We start from the raw sequence: 19,071 nt of genomic DNA on the forward strand, positions 1-19,071 counted from the left end.
GGCGCGGTCAGGGCACGGGCGGGGCGGGCGGAAACCGGGTACCGAGGACGACGGGGGTGTCCTCGGGACCCGGCGGCCCGAAGGGCGGACGACTCGCGGACAGTCCGGAGCGCGCCGCCCGGCTCAGAGGGCGTCGTCGAGACGGAGGCGGGCGCCGACCTGGCCGAGGCCGTCGGCGAGGACGGCGAGCTGCTCCCGGCTGAGCACGTCGATCAGCAGTTCGCGGACCAGCGCGACATGGCCGGGGGCGGCCTCCCGCAGCATCTCCCGACCCTGGTCGGTGAGTTCGGCGAAGACGCCGCGCACATCGCTCGGGCAGGAGCGCCGGCCGACCAGCCCCGCCTTCTCCAGCTGGGTGACCTGGTAGGTCAGGCCGCTCTTGGAGGTGACGAGCTTGTCCGCCAGTTCGGTCATGCGCAGCGAGCCGGCCGGGGCGGCGGAGAGGTGGACGAGGATCTCGTACTGGGTGTGGGAGAGACCGGAATCCTCCTTGAGCTGGCGTTCCAGGCGGCGGTTGAGGAGGTTGCTCGCGGTGACGAAGCTCCGCCAGGCAGCCATCTCCTCCTCGTCGAGCCACCGGGGCTCGTACGGGGAGGCGGCGGAGGGGGGCGCCGAAGGTGCGGACGAGGTGGAGGGCATGAGGTGATCGTACTCCTATTGTTCAAATTCGAACGAAGGTGTACGGTCGAATCCGTGGAGAGTTCAAATTTGAACTACTTGCCCGGACCGCCTTCCGAGGACCGCCCCGAGCACCCCGAGGGCCGGAGGAGAAGAACCGCCATGAGTACCGCCGCACCCGGCCGCATGCCCGCCCTCTACCTGTCGCACGGAGCGCCGCCGCTCGCCGACGACCCCGTCTGGCCCGGTCAGCTGGCCGCCTGGTCCGCCGACCTGCCCCGACCCAGGGCGATCCTGATGGTGTCCGCGCACTGGGAGGAGGCCCCGCTCGCGCTCGGCGCCGTCACCACCGTGCCACTCGTGTACGACTTCTGGGGCTTCCCCGAGCACTACTACCGCGTCCGGTACGCCGCCCCCGGCGCACCGGAGCTCGCCGAGCGGGTGCGGAAACTGCTGCGCGCCCCCGGCACGCCGGTCCAGGACATCCCCGACCGGGGCCTCGACCACGGCGCCTACGTCCCGCTGGTGGAGATGTTCCCGGAGGCGGACATCCCCGTCCTCCAGGTCTCCATGCCGACCCTCGACCCGCAGCGGCTGCTGGAGATCGGCCGCCGGCTCGCCCCGCTGCGCGACGAGGGCGTGCTGATCGTCGGCAGCGGCTTCTTCACCCACAACCTGCGGGCGCTCAGCAGCGACGGCCGGATCACCTCGGTGATGGCCGAGTTCGACGACTGGGGCCGGCGGGCGCTGGAGGCCCAGGACCTCGACGCGCTGCTCGACTTCGAGGAGAAGGCGCCGGCCGGGCGGCTCGCCCACCCCCGGACCGAGCACTTCGCCCCGCTGTTCGTCACCCTCGGTGCCGCCGAGGGCGAGCTGGGCCGCCAGCGCACCGTGATCGACGGCTTCTGGATGGGTCTGGCGAAGCGCTCGATCCAGATCGGCTGACGGCCCACCGGTCGGGGGCTACGGGCGGGGGCAGCTGCGGACGGTAGATCCCCCGGGGCGGTGGCGTGCGTGAGACGGTGGCGCTATGACCGATCATCGGATGAACGGCGGCGACGTCCGGGACGCGCTCGGCGAGGCGACGGCCGTACTGGGACCCGCCGCCGAAGCGGGCGGCCCGGACTGGGACGCGCCCGCCGGGCCACTGGAGTGGAGCTGCCGGGACACCGCCGCCCACATCGCCCACGACCTGCTCGCCTACGCCGGACAGCTCGCCGCCCGGCCGACCGACCGCTATCTGCCGCTGGACCTCACCGTGCGTCCGGACGCCGGACCGGCCGAGGTGCTCACGGTGGTCACGGCAGCCGCGCACCTGCTGGCCACCGCCCTGGACGCGGCGCCACCCGAACTGCGGGCCTGGCACTACGGGCCCTGCGACCCGGCCGGTTTCGCCGCGATGGGCGTCGCCGAGACCCTGCTGCACACCCACGACATCACCCTCGGGCTGGGCCTGGACTGGCGGCCCCCGGAGCGGCTCGCGGCGGCGGTGCTCGCCCGGCTCTTCCCCGACGCTCCCGCCGGGGAGCCGGTGGACGTACTGCTCTGGTGCACCGGCCGGGGCGAACTCGACGGCCGCCCGCGCCGGACCTCGTGGACCTGGCGGGCGGCCGTCGGGTAGCCGTTGCGTGCGGACACTCAGGCGGTGGCGGCCCGTTCGGCGGCGCTGCGCACCACGCAGAACTCGTTGCCCTCGATGTCGGTGAGGGTCACCCAGCCCGCGCCGTCGGGCCGGCGGTGGTCCTCGAACTGCTTCGCGCCCAGGGCGATCAGGCGCTCCACCTCCTCGTCCCGGGTGCGGTCCTTCGGCACGAGGTCGAGGTGGAGCCGGTTCTTGACCTCCTTGCCCTCCTCGACCCGGATGAAGAGCAGCGAGACACCCTCCGAGTTGACCTCGATCTCCGGGTCACCGGGGACGTCGCCCTCGCCCAGGGCGCCGTCCACCACCTCCGCCCAGAACACGGCGAGGGAGTGGGGGTCGGCGCAGTCGAAGGTCACATGTCGCACAAGAGAAGCCATGCGCCCACTGTGACCCGCCGGACTCCTCTCGTCCAACCGGGTTTCGCGGCCGCCGGCGGTGCCGGTCGGCCGCTCCGGGGGCTGCGTCCGGGGCTGTCTCCGGGGCCCTACTTGAGGCCTTCCCAGCCCCAGCGCGGGGTGGGGCCCGGGTCCCCGAGGTCGGTGCCGGCCGGCGAGGCCGAGACGTCCTTGGCGATCCGGGTCCCCCAGTCGAAGTACTCCAGGACACGCCGCCGCAGCAGTTCACCCTCGGGGAGTTCCTTGTGCACGGCCTCGGCCATCAGCTCCATCCACCGGGTGCGCTGCTCCTCGGTGATGGCGAGGCCGAGGTGGACGCGGAGCAGCGACTGGTGGCCCCCGAGCTCGGTGGTGAAGCGGTCCGGACCGCCGAAGATCTCGGCCAGCCAGACGGCGACGTGCTCGATGTGGGTGGGCGTGAAGTCGGCGAAGACCGGCGCGAGCAGGGGGTCGGCGAGCACCCCCTGGTAGAAGGTGTTGCTCAGTCTCCGGAGGGCGTCGAGGCCCCCGATCGCGTCGTAGAGGCCGTCTGAGCCGTCGGAACGGTGGTCGGTCATCGGTGTTTCTCCCCGTGCGGATGTCCTTGCGGTCCTGCCGCCCTTCCTAGCAGCGGAGCGGAGGCCGCGCCTCCCCCGCGCCCCCTGTTCGCCACGTGTTCGCCGCCGGCTCAGCAAGAGGAAGCCCCGGCTCCGGCTCGCCGGTCACTAACGGGTGACACCCCCGATCGGGGGTGTGCAGGGGGCGGTGGGCGGAGGACAGTGGGCGCATGCAGATTCCACTCTCCGTGATGGACTTCCTCGACCGGGCCGAGCTGGTCTACGGCGACCGGGTCGGCATCGTCGACGAATCGGCGCAACCGGCCGAATCCTGGGGCGATCTGACGTACCGACGGGTGGCCGAGCTGGCCCGGGCGCAGGCGGCCGGGCTGGACCGGCTCGGGGTCGGTCCCGGTGAGCGGGTGGCGGTCGTGTCGCACAACTCGGCGCGGCTGCTGACCTCGATGTTCGGTGTCAGCGGGCACGGCCGGGTGCTGGTGCCGGTGAACTTCCGCCTCAAGGCAGAGGAGGTGTCGTACATCGTCGAGCAGAGCGGCGCCTCGGTGCTGCTGGTCGACCCGGAGCTGGCGGAGCCGCTGGCCGGGGTGGTCGCCAAGCACAAGTTCGTGATCGGCGCGGACAGCGACCGGCTGCTGTACGACTTCGAGCACGCGCCCCGCCGGTACCCGATCGACGAGAACGACACCGCCACCGTCAACTACACCAGCGGAACCACCGCTCGCCCCAAGGGCGTTCAGCTCACCCACCGCAACATCTGGCTGAACGCGAACCTGATGGCCCTGCACTTCGGTGCGAGCGACCGGGACGTCTACCTGCACACCCTGCCGATGTTCCACGCCAACGGCTGGGGCTTCCCGTTCTCGCTCACCGGACTGGGCGCGCGGCACGTGGTGCTGCGGAAGGTCGACGGCGCGGAGATCCTGCGCCGGGTCGAGCGGCACGGGGTGACCTTCCTGTGCGGCGCTCCGGCCGTGGTGCAGATGGTGCTGGACGCGGCGGCCGAATGGGAGGGGCCGGTCCCCGGCCGGGACCGGGTGCGGATGGTGGTGGCCGGCGCGCCGCCGCCCACCTCGGTGGTGCAGCGGATGGAGTCCGAGCTCGGCTGGGAGTTCATGCAGATCTACGGCCTGACCGAGACCTCGCCGGTGGTGACGGTCAACCGCACCCGCGCCGAGTGGGACGAACTGCCCGCCGAGCGACGGGCCGAGAAGCTGGTGCAGGCCGGCGCCCCGGCCCTCGGCAACCAGGTCCGGGTGGACGAGCAGGGCGAGGTACTGGTCCGCTCCAACGTCGTCCTGGAGGGCTACTGGCAGCAGCCGGAGGCCACCGCCGAGGCGGTCCGGGACGGCTGGTTCCACACCGGCGACGGCGGCACCCTGACCGACGGCTACCTGACCATCTCGGACCGGAAGAAGGACGTCATCATCAGCGGCGGGGAGAACGTCTCCTCGATCGAGGTGGAGGACTGCCTCTACGACCACCCGGCGGTGGCCGAGGCCGCGGTGATCGGCGTACCGGACGCCAAGTGGGGCGAGACGGTCAAGGCCCTGGTGGTGCTGAAGCCGGGCACCGAGGTCGGCGAGGCGGACCTCATCGCGCACTGCAAGCAGCGGCTGGCCGGGTACAAGTCCCCCACCTCGGTGGAGTTCCGGGAGTCGCTGCCGCGGACGACCACCGGGAAGCTGCAGAAGTTCCGGCTCCGCGAGCCGTACTGGGCGGGGCGCGAGCGCGGCGTCAACTGACCGGCTCTGAATCGACGTTCAGCCCAGAAGGCCGGACTCCCGGGCGGCGAGCGCGAGTTCGGTGCGGTTGCGGACGCCGAGCTTGTGCATCGCGCTCTTCAGGTAGCCCGTCACCGTGTTGCAGGTCAGGCCGAGCTGGGCGGCGATCTCCGGGTTGGTCCGGCCGGTCGCCGCCCAGCGGAGCACCTCGTGCTCGCGCCGGGTGAGCGGCGGGGCGTGCCTCGGGGCGGACGGGGCCGGTGCTCCGCACCAGGCGGCGGCCCCGGCCAGGGCCCGGGTGGCGGCCTCGGCGAGCCTGGTCACCGCGCCGATCCGGACGTCCCCGAACGGCACCACCGCGCGCAGCGAGGCGTACACCACGCCGTGCACCGCGCCGTGGTGGAGCAGCGGCACGGTGAGCATCGCGTAGAGGTCCTCGGCGGTGACGGCCGCGTCGTAGTGGTGCGAGATGGTGGTGGCCGCGCGGTAGTCGGGGACCCAGTTGGGCGCCCGCTCGGCCAGTGCCCGGCCGCCGAGTCCGGTCCCGGCCGGTACGGCGAGGCCGTGCAGCAGCTCCGCCCGGGTGCCGGCCCAGTGCCGCAGCACCATCCCCTCGGTGGCCGGTCCGGTCACCTCCGGGTCGGGTACGCCGACCAGGCCGACGTCGGCCCCGCAGTCGGCGACCACCCGGCGGGCGAGGTCGCCGAGCACGGCGTCCCGCACCAGCACGGCGGCCCGGGCGGCGAGGTCGTCCGGCGCGGGCGCGCTCGCCGGCGGGCCGCTCACCGGCGGGCCCTGGACGGTCGGGGCGGTCGTCACCGCGCGATTGTCACACGGCCTCCTGCCCGTGGGGAGGGGTGCGGAGCGCGGGTTCGGTGGAGTTCCGGGCGCGGGACCGCCGGGCGGCGTAGGGTGCGGGCGCGAGGTTACCGGCGGGTCACCAAGGGGGGCGCGCCGCGGTGTGTTCCAGGTTTCCGAGCTTGCGAGAGGGAGATCCATGACGGACCCGAACGTTCCCGTTCCCGGGGAGTCGCCCGTACTGACCGGACTGCTGGCCGACCTGCGGGCCGAGAGCGAGGTACTGGACGGGCTCGTCGCCGGTCTGGAGCCGGACGGCTGGGCGTTGGACACGCCCGCGGCGGGCTGGACGGTGGCCCACCAGATCGCACACCTGGCCTGGACGGACGACTGGTCCGAGCTGGCCGCGCGCGACCCCGAGTCCTTCGTCGCGGACTCCCGCCGGATCTTCGGCGAGCTGCTGGCGGCCGGCGCGGACCCGGTCGAGGACGGCGCCGCGCGCGGGGCCGCCGAGGAGCCGCCCGCGCTGCTGACCCGCTGGCGGGCGGGCCGGGAGCGGCTGGCGACGGCCCTCGCGGCGGTGCCGTCCGGGACCAGGCTGCCGTGGCTGGGCCCGCCGATGAAGGCCGCCTCGATGGCCACCGCCCGACTGATGGAGACCTGGGCCCACGGGCAGGACGTCGCGGACGCGCTCGGCGCCGTCCGGGAACCGAGCGCCCGGCTGCGGCACGTCGCGCACCTGGGCGTGCGGACCCTGGGGTTCGCGTTCACGGTGCACGGACTGCCCGCCCCGCAGGCCCCGGTGCGGGTCGAACTGACGGCCCCGGACGGCGGGTTGTGGACCTGGGGACCGGAGGACGCGGCGGACCGGGTGGCCGGTCCGGCGCTGGACTTCTGTCTGCTGGTCACCCAGCGGCGGCACCCGGACGACCTCGCACTGACCGCCGTCGGCGAGGTGGCGACGGCCTGGCTGCCGATCGCCCAGGCCTTCGCCGGCCCGCCCGGGAAGGGACGGCAGAGCGGATTCTCCCTTTAGCAGATCAATCGTCAAATACCCTCGCCAGCGCGGCAAACCACACGTTCCAGCGATATACAGAGTTCGTCGGCGAATGATGGAATCCTGCCATGAAGCGAATGAATCCGATGCGCACAGCCCTGGCCGGAGCCGCCGTCCTGCTCGCCGTCGGCAGCCTGCTCGCCACCTCCGCGCAGGCGGTGTCCGCACTGCCTCCGGGGGCGGTCTCGACCGCCCAGGTCCGGGCGGGGACGCCGGCCGCGCACCAGGTGGTCGTCTTCTTCGAGGAGTACCGGCGGGCGGTGCTGGGCACCAGTGGCGAGCAGCCGTCCGAGGTGCGCAAGCGCTTCCTCGCCCCGGCCCTCGACCGTCGGCTGGACACCTGGGCGCAGGAGCACGACGCCGATCCGGTGTTCCGCGCGCAGAACGTCCCGGTGGACTGGTCCGTCCAGCAGGTGAAGGAGGAGTACGGCTACGCCTCCGTCCGGCTCACCGAGTTCTGGGGCGGGGGCGGCAGCCAGGAGGTCTGGTTCACCGTGCGGGTGCGCGATCTGAAGATCGTCGAGCTCGGCGACCGGCCCGCCTTCTGACCTGCCGCTCCTCCGACCGGTCGGGTCCGGCCGCCGGACCCCTATGAGCCCCGGTGCGGCGCAGGCACCCCCACGACTGCGCCGCACCGGTCATCCGCGCGCGGTCACCCGTGCGCGGTCATTTGCCGCCGTCGCGCAGGATCAGCAGCCCGCGCCCGCGCTCCCGGGCGCCCGCCGTCCACTCCGGGAGCAGTTCGCCGACCAGCCACTCGACCTCCTCGGCCGCGTCCTCGTCCCCGCCCGGGAGGAGCTCGGGCTCCTGGTGGATCCGGTCGGTGTCGAAACCGGCCAGTTCGCCGTGGACGCGGTCGAGTTCGGGACCGGCCGCGAGACAGGGGAAGGGCCACGGGTCGCCGTCCGACACCTCGGCGCGCGGCCACGGCCAGGGGCGCGCCCACAGTCCGGCGAGGGCGGGCAGCCCCCAGGCCCGGAAGGTGTCGGCGAGTTCGTGCCAGCCGCGACCCGGCAGGATCGCCGCGCCGAGGGTGTCACCGGCCCCGGGCAGCAGGAGTTCCAGCAGCCAGCCGTAGCCGCCCGGGCGCGCGGGGTGGAGCCGGCCGTGGACGATCTCCCGCAGGGCGGTCTCCACCTCGGCGGGATCGGTGGCCCGCAGCAGCCGGTCGGCCGCCGCCAGCGGAGCGATCCGGTCCAGCGCGGCCCGGACGAAGGACTCCTCGCCGGAGCCGACCGTGCGCAGCAGGGCGTCGCCGTCGACCGCGAACGCCGAGAGGTACTGTTCGGACATGCGGGCCATTGTCCCGGTGCTGCCATCTCGCCCGGCGGGCGGGGGTGTTGGAGCTCTACCGCACGGGCGCGGACCAGGGGGCGACGCCGAGCCGGCCGGTGGTGCCGAGGTCGAGGTCGGCCGGGACGGTCAGCCGGGGGCGGCCGGGTAGCGGGGCAACCTCCAGGTAACGGCCGTTGTCGGGGGCCTTGTTGCCCAAGGCCACGGTGTTGCGCCAGACCAGCTGGAACTCGGCGTACTCGCGGGGCTGCAGGGTCAGCGGCTTCGGGGCCGCGTCGAAGTTCGCCAGGGTCGCGATGCCGGCCGAGCCGTGCTTGACGGTGACGGTGAGCGGGGCGCGCTCGGCGTCCAGGACGCGAACGGCGGGGTGGCCGTTGAGACTGTAGGGGCGGGTGCCGCAGTTGGTCAGCCGGACCGGCATCACCCGCAGGCCCATCGCGGCATCGGCCTCGCCGACCGTCAGGGCGATGCCTTCGGGGGAGCAGACGGGCGGCGGGGCCGGGGTGGTGGTCGGCGCGGTGCCCGGCAGGGGCACCGACCGGACGGGCCCCGGGGTGGACCAGGTGCTCGCGGCGGGTGCGGGGGACGCGGGGAACGGTGTGATCGCGGGGGCCGAGGTGACCACCGGGAGGGGCGCGTCGCCGATGCTGCGCGCCGGTCCCGGCGCTCCCCCGCCCGCCCCGGTCGCCGGGGTGCTGCCGCAGCCGGCCGTCGCGAGCACGCCCACCGCGAGCAGCAGCCCCGCCCGGGCGGAGGTCCGGGAGACGACGGTGGTCGGGAGCGCGGTCGGGGGTGGGGTCGGCGACGGCGTCGATTCCATGGGGACGATCATGGCACGAACCGATCCGGCGCCGTCACAGCCCGATCCGCAGCGGGGCGAGCCGGGTGGCGACCAGATTGGTGGCGCCCCGGTCCCGTTCGATGTGCCCGTGGACCAGCAGTCCGGCCCGGTCGAGGGCGGTGCGGCGCTGGGACTCCCAGACCGGCCGGCTGCAGATCACATTGATCAGCCCGGTCTCGTCCTCCAGGCTGAGGAAGAGCACCCCGCCCGCCGTCGGAGGCCGCTGCCGGTGGGTGACCAGGCCGCCGACCACCACCGCCGTCCCGTCCGGCACGTCCGGGAGCCGCTCCGCCGGGAGCGCGCCGCCCCGGTCGAGGTGGGCGCGCAGGTGCTGGAGCGGATGGCTGGTCGCGGACGTCCCGGTGGCCCAGAGGTCGGCGATGGTCTCCTCGACCGGGGTCATCGCGGGCAGCTCCGGCGCCTCGGTGCCGGGCGTCGTGCCCGGGATGAGGTCCGCCGAGACGCCCGCGAACGCGCCCGCCGCCCAGAGCGCCTGCCGCCGTCCGAGCCCGAAGCAGCCGAACGCGCCCGCCGAGGCCAGCGCCTCCAGGCCCGGCGCCGGCAGGCCGGTCCGGCGGGCGAAGTCCTCCAGGTCCGCGTACGGGCGCCCGGCCGCGATCGCCTCGGCCTGCGCGGTGCCGATGCCGCGCACGGTGTCCAGGCCGAGCCGGATCGCGGGCTGCGGCAGGCCGGCGGTCAGCGGCGGCGCGGGCGTCGGCCCCCGGTAGGGCTCCAGGGTGGGCGCGGGTCCGCTGGCGTTGACGTCCACCCCGCGCACCCGCACGCCGTGCCGCCGGGCGTCCGAGATCAGGCTGAGGGACGAGTAGAAGCCCATCGGCTGGTTGGCCAGCAGGGCGCAGGTGAAGGCCGCCGGATAGTGGTACTTGAGCCAGGCGCTGGCGTACACCAGGTAGGCGAAGCTGATCGCGTGGCTCTCCGGGAAGCCGTAGTTGGAGAAGGCCTCGATCTTCAGATAGACGTCCTCCGCCACCTCCTGCGGGATGCCGCGCGCGGCCATGCCGTCCAGCAGCCGCTGCCGCAGCCGGGCGACCCGTTCGTGGGAGCGCTTGGCACCCATCGCCTGGCGCAGCCGGTCCGCCTCGGCGGGGGTGAACCCGGCGCAGTCGATGGCGAGTTGCATCATCTGCTCCTGGAACAGCGGCACCCCGAGGGTCTTGCCGAGCGCGTTCTCCATCAGCGGGTGCGGGCAGTCGGCCGGCTCCACCCCGGCGCGGCGGCGCAGGTAGGGGTGGACGGAGCCGCCCTGGATCGGGCCGGGCCGGATCAGCGCGACCTCCACCACCAGGTCGTAGAAGTGGTCCGGCTTGAGCCGGGGCAGGGTGGCCATCTGGGCGCGCGACTCGACCTGGAAGACCCCGACGGTGTCGGCCCGCCGCAGCATCGCGTACACGCCGGCGTCGTCGTCCGGGACGGTCGCCAGGTCGAAGTGCCGGCCGTGGTGGCGGGCGACCAGGTCGCAGGTGTCGTGCAGCGCGGCGAGCATGCCGAGGCCGAGCAGGTCGATCTTGACCAGTCCGGCGCCGGCCACCGACTCCTTGTCCCACTGCAGCACCGACCGCCCCGGCATCCGGGCCCACTCGGTCGGGCAGATCTCGGCGATCGGCTCCCGGGTGAGCACCATGCCGCCCGAGTGGATGCCCAGGTGGCGCGGCAGTCCGTGGAGTTGGCCGGCGAGCGAGAGCACGTCGGCGGGGACGACGGCGTCCTCGCCGGGCGGCGAGCGGAAGTCCGCCTGCCGGCTGAACGCGTCGACCTGCCCCTGCGGGTAGCCGAGCACCCTGGCCGCGTCGCGCAGCGCCAGCCGGGGCCGGTAGGTGATCACATTGGCCACCTGGGCGGCGTGCTCGCGCCCGTAGCGACGGTAGACGTACTGGATGACCTCCTCACGGCGGCGGTTCTCGATGTCCAGATCGATGTCCGGCGGCCCGTCCCGGGCGGTGGAGAGAAAACGTTCGAAGAGCAGCTTGTAGTGCACCGGGTCGACGGCGGTGATCCCGAGCGCGAAGCAGACCGCCGAGTTCGCCGCCGAGCCGCGCCCCTGGCACCAGATGTCCTCGCGGCGGCAGAAGTCGACGATGTCGTGGACGATCAGGAAGTAGCCGGCCAGGTCGAGGTCCTCGATGACGTCCAGCTCGCGGGCGAGCTGGCGGCGGGCCGGACCGTTCGCCGGTCCGAACCGGGCCGGGCCGCCCTCGGCGACCAGCGCGCGGAGATGGCCGATCTCGGTGCGGCCGGGCGGGACGGGGTAGCCGGGCAGCTCCGGGTCCAGGGTCGCGAAGTCGAAGGCGCAGGCGCGGGCGAGGTCCACGGTCGCCTCCCGGACGCCGGGGAAGCGGGCCAACCGGGCCACCATCTCGCGGCCGGAGCGCAGGTGGGCGGTGCCGGCGACCCGCGTCCAGCCCGCCGCCGCGGCGAGGGTGCGGCGGTCGTGCAGGGCGGCCAGGCCCTGGGCCAGGCGGCCCTGGGCGGGGCTCGCGTGGTGGGCGTTGGTGGAGGCGACGGCGGTCAGGCCCAGCCGGGTGGCGAGCGCGGCGAGGGCGTCGTTGCGCAGGTCGTCGCCGGGGAGCCACTGGTCGATCAGCTCGACGTGGACGTTGTCGCGCCCGAACGCCTCGGTGAGGGTGCTGAGTTGGTGCTCGGGGTCGGGGGTGAGGGTGGGGACGGGGGTGGGACCGGCTGCGGCGGCGGCCAGGGCGGCCGGGACGCGCCCGAGGCGGCATCCGGTGAGCACCGCCCAGTGGCCGCCGTGCGCATCGGCCAGGGCGGCGAAGTCGTAGACAGGGTTCCCCTTGGCCCCGCCCGCGAGTTGGGCCGCGCCGATGACGGCGGAGAGGCGGCGGTAGCCCTCCGGGTCGCGGGCCAGCACGAGCAGGTGCTCGACACCGCCGCCCATTTCCTGACGGATCGTCAGTTCAGCGCCGAAGACGGTCGCCACGCCCGTGCCCCGGGCCGCCTCGGCGAACCTGACCACTCCGTAGAGGCCGTCGTGGTCGGTGAGCGCGAGCGCCTCGACCTCCAGTCGGGCGGCCTCGGCGACCAGCGCCTCGGGGTCGCTGGCGCCGTCCAGGAAGCTGAAGGCGGAGTGGACGTGCAGCTCGGCCCAGGCGGGCCCGGCGGTGGGGGCGGGCCCGGTGGGACGCGTGGGGTCGGCCGCCTTCTCGGTCGGGCCCGGGCGCAGCGGTACGACAGCACCTCCGGCACCGGCGGCCATGCGCCGGTGCAGCTCGCTCCAGGGGACGGAGGGATGACTGGTGAATCCCATCGGGGTGACGCCTTCGATCTCTTGTCGGTTCTCCGGCCCCCCGCTCGAACGGCTCGCACCGTCCGGGCCGTCAGTCGTACCCGGCCTCCACGAACCAGGCACCCCCCTCCACCGTGAGCAGCAGCGCCCGCCCGTCCGCCACCGTCACCTGGAACCGGGCCCGGCGGCGGGCCCGGGCCTGGTCCCACCAGTACTCGACGGCCGGCCAGGGCCCGGTCCAGCCCTCCACCGGCAGCTCCCGCCCGCGCACCGCCACGGTGGCCGGCCGGGCCGACACCCCCGCCCGGCCGTCCACCGTCACCGCGCGCCCGTCCGCGTCCAGGACCGCCGCCGGCACCGGGACCCGGTGCACGACGGACGGCCAGACGTCCCGCAGCCCGCCGACCCGGCCCGGCCACGGCGCGTCGGCGGGCGCCGCCGGGTCGTACGGCTCGCCCCACGGCACCCGGACCACCTGGTCGTCCGGCCCCCGTCCGCCGGCCGGCTCGATCCGGCGCAGTCCGGCATGCCCGAGCACCGCCTGCACCCGGGCCACCGCGCGCTCCACCCGGTCGTCGGCCACCGCCTGTCCCCAGAGCGCGAGTTGGCGCCCCTGGTCGGGGGTGAGGTCGTCGGGAACGAGGCGCAGCGCGGTGAAGCCGCCCGGCTCGGGGCGGCTGTCACCGGGGTGGCTCTCACCGGGGCGGCTCTCACCTGCCCGGTCGAACGTGCCGGTGCTCTGCCAGGCCTGGAGCTGCCAGCGGACCCGCTCGGCGAGCGCCGTCGCCGAGAGCCTGCCCTCGTGCCGCCAGAGCCGGGCGACCGTCCGGCCGTCCGCGCACACCACCTCGACGGCGACCCGCTGGCAGGTCAGCCCCGCCCCGGCGAGTCGCTGGTGCAGCCGCTCGGCCAGGGTCCGGGCGACGAACACCAGCGGTTCGGCGAGCGGCTCCGGCGGGTCGAAGCGCTGCTCGACGGAGAGGTCCGGCCCCTCGGCACGCGGCACCAGCGGGCGCGGCTGCAGCCCCCGGGCCAGCCGGTGCGCCGTCGTACCGGTCGGGCCGAAGCGGTCGGCCACCGACTCTGCGGGCAGCGCGGCGAACGCGCCGACCGTGGGCAGGCCCAGTCGCTCCAGCAGTTCGGCCAGTCCGGCGTCACCGAGCGCGGCCACCGGGTAGGGCGCGAGGAACTCCGCCGTCCGCCCGGCGGGGACCAGCACCCCGGCCCGCGCGGCGAGCACGGCGGCGAACAGGCCGTCGGCCACCCCGACCAGGCCGAGGGGCGGCACGGCTGCGGGAGCCGCAGGGACCGCAACTGCTCCGGGCGCCGGTTCCGACGGGGGCGCCGACGGGGGCGCCGACGGGTAGGCGGGCGGGCGGGCGAAACCGCCCCGGGCGCCGTCCCGGGCGGGCGGCGCGGCGGAGAACAGCTCCTCCGTCCCCGCCGTCCGCCGCCGGGCCCCGGCCCGCTCGGCATCGGCGGGGTGCGCGGGAGCGGCCGGACGCAGCGGAACGACCTCGGCCAGGCCGTCCCCGTCGCCGTGCCCGTCGCCCCGCCCTCTCCCGGTGCCCGCCTCCGCGTCCGCCGGCAACTCCTGGGGCCCGACGACCGCCGCCGCCACGGCCTCCGCAACCGCCGCCGCGACCACCTCCGCCGACACCGCCAGGGCAGCCGTGACCGCCGCCCGGACCTTCGCCGCCAGGGCCTCCTCCCCGCCGAAGTAGCGGGCCGGTCCCTTCACCGGGATCGCGCACAGCCCCGGGCGCAGCACCTCCACCCGGGGGGTGAACGCCTCCACCGCGGCGGCCACCGGTTCGAACCGCCGGGCCTCCGCCTCCGGGTCCCGGTCCCGCAGCTCCAGGACCGGGCAGAGCCGCTGGGCCAGCTTGAGCCGCTGCCCCTGCCGCACCCCGGCCGCCCGGGCCGCCGCCGAACAGGCCAGCACCCGGCCGCCCTCGACCACCGCCACCGGGGCGTCCCGGTCCTCTCCCGGACGCTCGACGGCCACCACAGGCCAGTCCGGACACCACACCACCAGCACCCGGGGGGTGACCGCGCCACTCGCCCCGGTGGAGCCGGCAACCTCTCCGCCGGTCAACTCGCACCACTCATCTCACACCACCGCCATGCGGTCGAGACCCGTTCCGGGCCCCGCCACCGCGTCCTCCCCCACCACGTCCGCCGTCCCGGCGCCGACCGTCTCCTCCACGGTCCGCACCGCGCCGTGCGCGTCCGGCAGCCAGAGCCTGGCCGCCCGCCCGCGAACCGCCGAGCCGCGCCCCTCGGCCACCACCTCCACCTGCCGTCCGGTGAGCTGCCCGTGCCCGTCCCCCAGCCCGAACCAGCGCCCGGACCGCACCCCCAGCCGCAGTCCGGCCCCCGGCCACGGCCCGGCCACCAGCAGCACGCAGCCGCTGCGCCGCAGTACGGCGGCCAGGCGGGCGGCCAGGTTCGGCGGGACCGGGCCGTCCGGGCGCAGCATGATCAGTTCGACGGCGCCGGCCAGCACCGACACCACCTCGGCCCAGTGCGGGCCGGGATCGTCGGCCACCAGCAGCCGCCGCAGGTCCAGCCCGTAACCGGCGGCCGCGGCCAGTCCGAGGTCGGGCAGCCCGACCGCCGCCGCCCATCCGCCGTCGGTCTCCCGCACCCCGGCGGCCAGCGCCAGCAGCAGCCCGGCGTCCCCGCCGGCCACCGACACCGCCGTCCCCCGCCGCAGCCCGCCCTCCGGCAGCACCCCGCGCAGGGCGGGGACCACCGGCAGCAGCCCCCGCCCGGAGGCAGCGGGCGACGCCACCGGTCGGAGCGAGGGCTGCCGCTCGACGGTGGATTCGAAAACAGATTCGATTACGGGCACACCCCCAGGATCGAACATCTGTTCGCAAAGATTCAAGTCCGATTCCCCCGCCCCACCCGTCACCCTCCGTGACCACCCCGGGCGGCAGGGGGCTGCCGCACGGGGTTTCGAGGCGGCTCCCGATCGGCATCGAGCACACTCGACCTTCTGGGGCGACAGCGCCCGACCGGACGGAAAAGGCCCTGGCCGCCCCGGGTCGGGGCGGCCAGGGCTTCGCTTCCACGCGGTCGGCCTCGCCTTCGTCGGCGACCGACCGGGCCTCCGAAGGGCCCGGTCAGCGGGTGGCGGTCAGCGGGTGGCGGCGAAGTGGGCGAGAGTCTCGGCGAGTTGGGAGTGCCGGGGCTCGGGCAGGGCGTCCGGGGGGAACCAGCCGAGGGCGTCGAACTTGTGCGGCTCTCCGATGACGACCCGCGCGGGGTCCACCTCGACGGCGAACAGGACCGCGACCCAGTGCGAGACCGGGTCGCCGCGCAGGATGTTGCGCACGCCCAGGGTCTCGACCGTCAGGGCCTCGGTGCCGTACTCCTCCAGGACCTCGCGCCGCACGGCCGACTCGAAGGACTCGCCGTGCTCCAGGGCCCCCGCACCGGTGTCCCAGGTGCCCGGCTCGTCCCGGGCGCCGGCGCTGCGCCGGGCCAGCAGGATGCGGCCGTTGCCGTCGTGGCAGACGAAGACGCAGGACACCGTGGGGGCGGTGAGCGCCCGTTCGGCGGGACGTCCGGTCGGGGCGGGGTTCATGCGGTGGCTCCTCCGGTGTCGGGCACGGTCAGAAGTGGTCGAGCAGCTCGCGGAAGGCGCGCAGGTGCAGCACCCCCTCGTCGGCCGGGTCCAGCTCGCTGTGTTCGAGCACCCAGGTGTGGTCGTTGGGGATGAAGACGGCGTTCATGCCCGCGGCCCGCGCCGGCAGGATGTCCGACTTCGGCGAGTTGCCGATCATCCAGCTGTCGGCGGGGGTGAGGCCGTGCGCCGCCACGAAGCCCCGGTAGGTCGCGGTGTCCTTCTCCTCGACGATCTCGATCGCCCGGAAGTGGTGCGCCAGCCGGGAGGCGCCGATCTTGCGCCGCTGCTCCTCCGGGTTGCCCTTGGTCAGCATCAGCAGGGTGTGCCGGCCGCCGAGGACGGCAAGGGTCTCGGCGACGTCCGGGACGAGCTCCACCCGGTGGTCGGCCAGGACGGCGCCCAGCTCCTCGATCTCGGCCAGCTCCTGGCCGGTGGCGGGCCTGCCGCGCAGCTTCTCGACGCAGTCGCCGAGACTGCGCAGCAGCATCCGGCTGCCGTACCCGTGGGTGACGGCGTTGGCCCGCTGGACGTCGTCGAGCACGGCCCGCAGCCGGGCCCGGTCGAGCGTGGGGTGCCGGAGCCAGTCCAGGTAGTCGTGGATGACGCGCTCGAACAGCACGTTGTTCTCCCACAGCGTGTCGTCCGCGTCGAAGACGAGTACCTGTCCGTCGCGCTGCATCGAAGCCCCCGAGGTTCACCTGACCGGTCGTCCGCGACCCTAATCGGAACCGCAGCCGCCCGCCCCGGATTTTCCGGCCCGTCGGAGGTGCTGACGGACCGCCGGGGTGCCCGAACGGGAACTTTCAGTGACCACGCCAAGTCGGTGTTTATTCCCTGCTGACAGGGTCGGGTCGGCGCGACCGAGGCCCGACCCGGGCCCCCTGGCGGCGGACGCGACGACGGAACGAGGTCGAGGAGAATCATGCGTGGCACCACACTCGGTGACCGCTACCGGCTGGGCGAATGGCTCGGCGGCGGCTCGATGGGCGATGTCTGGCTCGCCGAGGACCAGGTGCTCGACCGCCGGGTGGCTGTCAAGATCCTGAAACCCGCGCTGCTGGACGAACCCGGCTTCGCGGAGCGGTTCCACGACGAGGCCCGGGTGATGGCCCGGCTGCGACACCCCGGCATCGTCGGCGTGCACGACTTCGGCCCCGGCCGGACGGCCGAGGACGTGCCGTCCTGGGGCGCGCCGACCGCTCCCCCCACCCGCCCGGTCGCCTACCTGGTCATGGAACTGATCACCGGCGAGCCGCTGAGCACGGTGCTGGAGCGGCGCGGCCCGCTGACCGTCCTGGAGACCCTGGGCCTGGCGCTGGAGGTGCTGGCCGCGCTGCAGGCCGCGCACGGGGCCGGCATCGTCCACCGGGACATCAAGCCGGCCAACCTGATGGTGCGGGACGGCCACGTGGTCATCACCGACTTCGGCATCGCCCGCCCCGGCTGCGACGCCCGGCTCACGGTCCCCGGGATGGTGCTCGGCACCGCCGCCTACCAGGCCCCGGAACAGGCCTCCACCGGCACGGTCACCGCCTCGGCGGACCTGTACGCGCTCGGGGTCGTCCTCTACGAGTGCCTGACCGGGCGGCTGCCGTTCGAGGGCGGGACCGCCCTCGAACTGATCCTCAAGCACCTGACCGACCCGGTGCCACCGCTGCCGGCGGACGTCCCGGCACCGGTCCGGGCCGTCGTCGAGGGGGCCATGGCCAAGGATCCCGCCCTGCGCTGGCCGGACGCCGCCGCGATGGCCTCGGCCGTCCGGGCGGCGCTGGCCGGCGCGCCGGTCGCGGGTCCGCCGCCCACCGGGACCTTGGGCGGCGCGGCGGCCGGAGCGGCCGCGGTCCGGCCGACCGGAGCGGCGGCGGTGCTCCGACCCACGGGGACGGGCGCGGGGACGGGCACGGGCGCCCGGGCCGGAGCGGGCACCGGCCCGGGCACCGGGACGACGACGCTCGGCCGGGTGGTGTTCGACCCGGCCGGGTCGATCGGCACCGGGTCGCTGCTGGCCGGGACCGGGCCCCATCCGCTCGGGACGGCGGCGCGCGAGCTGCTCCTGGTCGGGACCGTCGCCCCGCCGAAGCCCGCGACCGGATGGCGGGCGGCGCTCTTCGGCACCCGCCGCCGGGCCCTGCTCGTGACGGCCGCGGCCGTGCTGTGCTGCGTCGTCACCGCCGGCACGGCCGTCGTGCTGCACCAGGACGGGAAGCGGGCCGCCGCCGTGACGGGGGCGGCCGCCGCCGGATCGACGGGCGACCCCGTCCGGGCGGACCCGCTGTCGGCGGCCTCGGCCGGCCCGGCCTCCGACCCGGGCACGGCCTCGCCCTCCCCCGCCGCCCCCTCGCCTTCCGCCTCCCTCCCGCCCGGCACGTCGGGCGCCCCGCTCGCCGAGGCCGGGGCCGGTATCGGTGCCGGAGCGGTCGGCGGGGCCGTCGGCGGCACCGGGGGCCCGGGGGCCGGATCGCCGGGCGCTCCGGCGGGCCGGGACACCGTGCCGAACGCCTCCGGCACCACGGCTCCCGGAGCACCCGGCGGCCCCGCCGCTCCCCAGACCCCGGGCTCGGCGGCGGGCGGACCGGGCGCACCCGGTACCGCCGCCACGAACCCGCCCGAGCGGCCGTCGACACCCTCCGACCCCGTCTACACGGCCGCCCCGCCGCCGGGCGACCCGGCCTACACCACCGCGCCGCGCCGGACCGTTCCCCCGGTGTACACGACCTCCACGTTGCCGCCCGCCCCGGTCTACACGCCACCGGCGCCGTACACGCCCCCGGCGTACACCGCGGGCCCGCCCTACCCGACACCGCCGATCAAGCCGCCGACCCAGCAGCCCGGCCCGCTGCCCCCGCGCGCCCGGCTGTCCAACGCCGGTGCCGTGCTCTACAACCTGGCGTCCCTGGACCGGGACGGCAATCCGGTGGTGGTCGTTCGGGACGACGGCGGCCCCGGCGGCGTGTGGCAGCTGGCCGCGCGGGCCGGGGGCGGGTACTCCCTCCTCAACGGCTCCAGCCGGTTCTCCAAGGTCCTGGACCTGGAGGAGAACCATGCCCTGACCATGCTGTCCCAGCCGGTGCCCGACCGGACGAAGCAGGCCTGGACGTTCGTCCCGGTGTCCGGCGGCTATCTGCTGAGCGTCCTGGGGGATGCGCTGCACTGCCTGTCCGCGGTCGGTCCGAACACGCCCGCCATGCTCCGTACCTGTGAGGCCTCCGCCGACCAGATCTGGACGGTCACCACCGCCTGACCCCGCCCC

At 75.1% G+C, this 19,071-nt stretch carries 17 protein-coding genes; 6 read left to right on the forward strand and 11 right to left on the reverse strand.

Annotation, left to right across the window (positions count from 1 at the left end; all coding sequences use genetic code 11):
• Positions 1–123: 123 nt before the first annotated feature.
• Positions 124–639, reverse strand: a complete 516-nt coding sequence (locus OG715_RS11590) for a MarR family winged helix-turn-helix transcriptional regulator (RefSeq protein WP_266274919.1) — start codon at positions 637–639, stop codon at positions 124–126.
• 141 nt (positions 640–780) lie between these two features.
• Here OG715_RS11590 and OG715_RS11595 point away from each other — a divergent pair, with 141 nt between their 5' ends.
• Together OG715_RS11595 and OG715_RS11600 are read left to right on the forward strand one after the other, a co-directional pair.
• A complete protein-coding gene (locus tag OG715_RS11595) occupies positions 781–1,563 on the forward strand; it encodes a dioxygenase family protein (protein ID WP_266274917.1) in 783 nt (260 codons plus the stop codon).
• An 85-nt stretch (positions 1,564–1,648) separates the two neighbouring features.
• Complete coding sequence (locus tag OG715_RS11600) at positions 1,649–2,239, forward strand: maleylpyruvate isomerase N-terminal domain-containing protein (protein WP_266274915.1); 591 nt, start codon at positions 1,649–1,651, stop codon at positions 2,237–2,239.
• Between the two features lie 17 nt (positions 2,240–2,256).
• Here the strand turns inward: OG715_RS11600 and OG715_RS11605 are convergent, their stop codons facing one another.
• Complete coding sequence (locus OG715_RS11605; protein WP_266274913.1) at positions 2,257–2,637, reverse strand: VOC family protein; 381 nt, start codon at positions 2,635–2,637, stop codon at positions 2,257–2,259.
• Positions 2,638–2,744: 107 nt separating this feature from the next.
• The gene (locus OG715_RS11610; protein WP_266274911.1) at positions 2,745–3,212 is read right to left on the reverse strand and encodes a group II truncated hemoglobin; all 468 of its coding nucleotides are present in this window, start codon (positions 3,210–3,212) and stop codon (positions 2,745–2,747) included.
• A 209-nt stretch (positions 3,213–3,421) separates the two neighbouring features.
• Between OG715_RS11610 and OG715_RS11615 the strand changes: the two genes are divergently transcribed.
• Positions 3,422–4,954, forward strand: a complete 1,533-nt coding sequence (locus OG715_RS11615; protein WP_266274909.1) for an AMP-binding protein — start codon at positions 3,422–3,424, stop codon at positions 4,952–4,954.
• An 18-nt stretch (positions 4,955–4,972) separates the two neighbouring features.
• Here the strand turns inward: OG715_RS11615 and OG715_RS11620 are convergent, their stop codons facing one another.
• Positions 4,973–5,752 carry a helix-turn-helix transcriptional regulator gene (locus OG715_RS11620; protein WP_266274907.1) on the reverse strand — a complete coding sequence of 260 codons (780 nt, stop codon included), beginning with the start codon at positions 5,750–5,752 and terminating at the stop codon, positions 4,973–4,975.
• A gap of 178 nt (positions 5,753–5,930) precedes the next feature.
• Between OG715_RS11620 and OG715_RS11625 the strand changes: the two genes are divergently transcribed.
• Both OG715_RS11625 and OG715_RS11630 read left to right on the forward strand, forming a co-directional pair.
• Positions 5,931–6,767, forward strand: a complete 837-nt coding sequence (locus OG715_RS11625; protein ID WP_266274905.1) for a TIGR03084 family metal-binding protein — start codon at positions 5,931–5,933, stop codon at positions 6,765–6,767.
• A gap of 89 nt (positions 6,768–6,856) precedes the next feature.
• Entirely contained in the window at positions 6,857–7,336 is a 480-nt protein-coding gene (locus tag OG715_RS11630) for a hypothetical protein (protein ID WP_266274903.1), read from the forward strand.
• 118 nt (positions 7,337–7,454) lie between these two features.
• Here OG715_RS11630 and OG715_RS11635 read toward each other — a convergent pair whose 3' ends face one another.
• The 7 genes from OG715_RS11635 to OG715_RS11665 form a co-directional block, all read right to left on the reverse strand.
• A complete protein-coding gene (locus tag OG715_RS11635) occupies positions 7,455–8,081 on the reverse strand; it encodes a DUF7691 family protein (RefSeq protein ID WP_266274901.1) in 627 nt (208 codons plus the stop codon).
• 55 nt (positions 8,082–8,136) lie between these two features.
• The gene (locus tag OG715_RS11640) at positions 8,137–8,901 is read right to left on the reverse strand and encodes a DUF4232 domain-containing protein (protein ID WP_266274899.1); all 765 of its coding nucleotides are present in this window, start codon (positions 8,899–8,901) and stop codon (positions 8,137–8,139) included.
• Between the two features lie 34 nt (positions 8,902–8,935).
• Positions 8,936–12,205 (reverse strand): error-prone DNA polymerase, encoded by a 3,270-nt coding sequence (locus OG715_RS11645; RefSeq protein ID WP_266274897.1) that lies wholly within the window; start codon positions 12,203–12,205, stop codon positions 8,936–8,938.
• A gap of 70 nt (positions 12,206–12,275) precedes the next feature.
• The gene (locus tag OG715_RS11650) at positions 12,276–14,282 is read right to left on the reverse strand and encodes a DNA polymerase Y family protein (RefSeq protein WP_266274895.1); all 2,007 of its coding nucleotides are present in this window, start codon (positions 14,280–14,282) and stop codon (positions 12,276–12,278) included.
• Between the two features lie 15 nt (positions 14,283–14,297).
• Positions 14,298–15,041, reverse strand: a complete 744-nt coding sequence (locus OG715_RS11655; protein WP_266274893.1) for a hypothetical protein — start codon at positions 15,039–15,041, stop codon at positions 14,298–14,300.
• Positions 15,042–15,329: 288 nt separating this feature from the next.
• Positions 15,330–15,779, reverse strand: coding sequence for an NUDIX domain-containing protein (locus OG715_RS11660; protein WP_266274891.1), 450 nt, complete (start codon positions 15,777–15,779; stop codon positions 15,330–15,332).
• A 28-nt stretch (positions 15,780–15,807) separates the two neighbouring features.
• Entirely contained in the window at positions 15,808–16,500 is a 693-nt protein-coding gene (locus OG715_RS11665; protein ID WP_266274889.1) for an HAD family hydrolase, read from the reverse strand.
• A gap of 243 nt (positions 16,501–16,743) precedes the next feature.
• Between OG715_RS11665 and OG715_RS11670 the strand changes: the two genes are divergently transcribed.
• The gene (locus OG715_RS11670; protein WP_266274887.1) at positions 16,744–19,062 is read left to right on the forward strand and encodes a serine/threonine protein kinase; all 2,319 of its coding nucleotides are present in this window, start codon (positions 16,744–16,746) and stop codon (positions 19,060–19,062) included.
• Positions 19,063–19,071 lie beyond the last annotated feature (9 nt).

Origin of the sequence: Kitasatospora purpeofusca (assembly GCF_036010405.1) — a bacterium.
GTDB lineage: Bacteria > Actinomycetota > Actinomycetes > Streptomycetales > Streptomycetaceae > Kitasatospora > Kitasatospora purpeofusca.